Origin of the sequence: Streptomyces sp. NPDC057543, assembly GCF_042801895.1 — a bacterium.
Taxonomy (GTDB): domain Bacteria; phylum Actinomycetota; class Actinomycetes; order Streptomycetales; family Streptomycetaceae; genus Streptomyces.
Genome location: NZ_JBHVFF010000492.1, coordinates 1 through 3,478 on the forward strand (window position 1 = coordinate 1; position 3,478 = coordinate 3,478).

The window sequence follows — 3,478 nt, forward strand, 5'->3', positions numbered from 1 at the left end:
CGCCATAACCGGGCCGGGATTCCCGTCCAACCCCCCGCCCCACCACATCCCTCCCCAAAACATCCACCCCCAGACCACGAAGGCACGCAAAGCCATCGACAAGAGCGGTACACAGCCGTCAGCGGGCATGGAACCGACCCACGCGCCGCATCAACGCCCTCACGCGGGCCGCGGCGGCGTACTGCCTCCCGTTTCCGGGTTCTGGCTCAAGTTCTATGGAGGGTGCACGCCGGGTAACAACTGAGGAAGCTTGCCCGGAGCCTGGCGTGCACACCAGGTTCTGGTCAGGGACGGGTCAGAGCGCGTCCGCCGTGAACGTCACCTCTGCTGTATCGACGGTCTTTGCGCGGCGTCCGGGTGCGCCTTGCCACTGCCAGTAGAGGTTGGTGTGCGCGATCACCTGGTCCGGGGCCGGCGCGCCGTACTCGCTGAGGTCCTGCGTCGTATGTGCGTCGCCGACCAGCGTCACGTCGTACCCGCGGACGAAGGCCCCGTGAAGAGTCGCGCGGATGCACACGTCGCTCTGGGCACCCGTCACGACGAGCCGGCCCACCCCGCGCTCGGCGAGCAGTGTCTCCAACGCAGTGCCCTCGAACGAGTCACCGTAGGTCTTGTGGACGAGAGGCTCCGCATCCCGGCGAACCAGCTCCGACACGTACTGCCAGGGCTCGCTGTCCCGCTCGAGACCGTCGTCGGAATGCTGCACCCAGACCACGGGTACGTCCTCGGCGCGGGCCTGGCCCACCAGTGTGCTGATGTTCGCGATCACGCCATCGCGGTCATGGGCGCCTGCCACCACCCCGTTCTGGACGTCGATGACGAGCAGCGCGGTGTTCGGCCGGTTGGGCAGGGTTGTCAACGGGAACTCCTGGTTATCGTCACGGATCCTGTGTCGCCCACACAGTAGGCCGGGCCACCGACAGCGGCACGGCCGTACGGGCTACAGGTCGGCTCACGCCAGGAGGACTCGCTTCCGGAGAAGTGGGAAGCCGGCACGAGCCGAAGCTGCGGCACAGTGACACGTACCTCCTTGCAGCGGATCAAGGGTGTGCTTGTGCTGGGTCACGCCACAGGCCCCGCCGCCAGGACCGGAGCTTGTCGGGGTTGCGCACCGCCCAGAGGCGCCGGATGTGGTCGCCGGCGATGTCGAAGGAGTACACCGTCACGATGGCACCGCCCTGGCATGTCACCAGGCCGGGCTGCCCGTTGACAGTGCACTCGAGGAGCGTCGTGACGGACGGCCGCCCGGTGAAGCGGACCATGTGGCGTGCGATCTTCTCGCCGCCCCGGAGCGGGCGGCGCAGGCCGCCGCCGTCGCCGACCGCCGTGGCCTGCGGGTCCAGGAGGCTGACGAGGGCGTCGATGTCGTTGGCCTCCCAGGCCCGCTTGAGGTTCCTGACGACGGCGGCGTCCCGGGCCGTCGAAGCGGAGGGCTTTGGCGCGGCGCGGACCCGGCGGCGGGCCGAGGACGCCAGCTGGCGGCATGCGGCCGGCGTACGGCCGACGATCCTGGCCACCTCGGCGAAGGGGTACCGGAAGACGTCGTGGAGGATGAAGGCGACACGCTGGGCCGGGGACATCGAGTCCAGGACGACCAGGAAGGCCATGCCGACCGACTCGTCGAGGGTGACCTGGTCGGCCGGGTCGAAGGCGGTGGTGTCCGACCGCCCGCCGTTCCACTCGGTCGGGTCGGGCAGCGGCTCGGGGAGCCACTCGCCCACATAGTGCTCCCGCCGTGCCCGTGCGGAGCCGAGCTGGTTGAGGCAGACGCGGCTGGCGACCGTCGTCAGCCAGGCGCCCGGGGACTCGACGGCCTCCCGCTCCCGGCTGGACAAGGCGTACCAGCGGGCATAGGCCTCCTGGACGGCGTCCTCGGCGTCGGCCAGCGAGCCGAGCATCCGATAGGCGATATTGATCAGTTGGCGCCGCTCACCCATGACTGGGGCGGCCGGTGGCGCGGATCGGGTGGACATGGTTGCGCAGACTCCCTCCGTAGCGTCCGTTCTCACCAGTCCGACCGGACAGCGCGGCCATCTGTGACATGCGACGGAGATACGCCGCCTCACAATCCGGGGCGCTGCGCTGTCGGACCGGTAGAACCACGCCCGGAGCGCGGGTCACCCGCCGGCCGGGCACCACCGAGAGTGTGAAGGAGCGACTGCGCCATGACCATCCCCACCAGCGGCACCGCCTTTGGGCAGGACGGGATCCGGTCGCGTCTGGGCGACCCCACCGGGCTCTACCCCGACCTGGCAGCCCTTTCCGCGGCCGTACACAAGGCCGTCCGCAACGGCCCGGTTCCGCAGACCACCATCGCCCTGATGCTGCTGCGCGCCTCGCAGATCGTCGGCAGCACCTACCACTGCCTCCCGCTAACCGACCGCCTCCGCAAGGCCGGGGAGGAGGAGAGGCGCATCACCGCCGTGGCGACGTGGCAGGACGCCCCTTGCTTCACCGACGCCGAACGCGTCGCGCTGGAACTCGCGGAGGCCGTCCTCACCCCGAACCCGTTCGGGGAGCGCGTCAGCGACGAGCTGTTCGCCAGGGCGTCCCGCCACTACGACGACGAGGCGATCTGGCACCTCACCATGGCACTGGGCCACCTCAGCCTGTTCATCCCGGTCGCGCTCATCGGCAAGCCGATCCCCGGCAGGCCTCCGGGGAAGAACTACAGCAGGTGACATTACGACGGCCGGGGCCGACCGATCGCGAGGAAGCCCCGGCGCCCGCCACCCCCTGACGCACCGTCCGCCGTCAGGGAGCGGTGCTGTACGCCCGGGCCCGGCCGGCAACGTCGCGGCCAGGCCTGCCAGGTGACCGTCAGTAACCCGCCGCCGGTTCCGACGAGCGGACGCGGTCGGTGTTCACCTTCGAACGGGAAGCACGGCCGGGCCCGGGAAGCGGCTGCTGGAGACGCACGCGCGCCCGGCGCGTTCGGCCGATCCGCCGCCTGGGCCGGCTTTCGGTGGTACAGGTCCAAACGGCCGGCGAGCACCTGAGGCAACTCCCGTGACTTGCCCGGACACCGCTGCCCGCTCCGGGCCCCGGTCACCTGCCGGGCGCCTCGCCGCGCAGGGCGTTGCGCGACGCGTCAGCACCACCGTTAGGCAACCCGTTGCACGGCCCCGGGCCGGACAGGAGCCTGGCCCGGCGCGCGGAACGGGACAAAGGCCCGGCCGGGTGTCCGGGGCCATGGCCAGGCCGGAATGGGCCGGCGCCCGCTGACCGCGGACAGCAGGCACCGGCTGCCGGTGTGCGACAGCCGGCGCCTGCCGTCCGCGGGTGTCGCGGCCTGCGGCATACCCGCCGCCGGGGCCCTTGGCCGGACTCCTGCGAGCCATGAACCGGGGCAGGGGCGAGAGGGTTCCGGGCGCGTCAGGGATGGGCCAGGGGCTCTGGGACCGCCCTGCCGTCGGCGAGCGCGACCGCCTCGGCTCGCTGCGCACCTGCAGTGCGGGCGCCGGGTTCCTTACCGAAC

The 3,478-nt window shown here is 71.3% G+C and carries 3 protein-coding genes; 1 reads left to right on the forward strand and 2 read right to left on the reverse strand.

What is annotated here, in order from left to right; translation table 11 throughout:
• Positions 1-295: 295 nt before the first annotated feature.
• Complete coding sequence (locus ACFU8Q_RS40285) at positions 296-859, reverse strand: isochorismatase family protein (protein ID WP_384464829.1); 564 nt, start codon at positions 857-859, stop codon at positions 296-298.
• Positions 860-1,040: 181 nt separating this feature from the next.
• The gene (gene sigJ / locus ACFU8Q_RS40290) at positions 1,041-1,973 is read right to left on the reverse strand and encodes an RNA polymerase sigma factor SigJ (protein WP_384464832.1); all 933 of its coding nucleotides are present in this window, start codon (positions 1,971-1,973) and stop codon (positions 1,041-1,043) included.
• A 192-nt stretch (positions 1,974-2,165) separates the two neighbouring features.
• Here sigJ and ACFU8Q_RS40295 point away from each other — a divergent pair, with 192 nt between their 5' ends.
• Complete coding sequence (locus ACFU8Q_RS40295; protein WP_384464835.1) at positions 2,166-2,681, forward strand: carboxymuconolactone decarboxylase family protein; 516 nt, start codon at positions 2,166-2,168, stop codon at positions 2,679-2,681.
• The last annotated feature ends 797 nt before the right edge of the window (positions 2,682-3,478 follow it).

What these genes read in the sequence shown, in the direction of transcription:
- sigJ (WP_384464832.1), bottom strand. Translation starts at nt 1,973, where the DNA reads ATGTCCACCCGATCCGCGCCACCGGCCGCCCCAGTCATGGGTGAGCGG.
- ACFU8Q_RS40295 (WP_384464835.1), top strand. Translation starts at nt 2,166, where the DNA reads ATGACCATCCCCACCAGCGGCACCGCCTTTGGGCAGGACGGGATCCGG.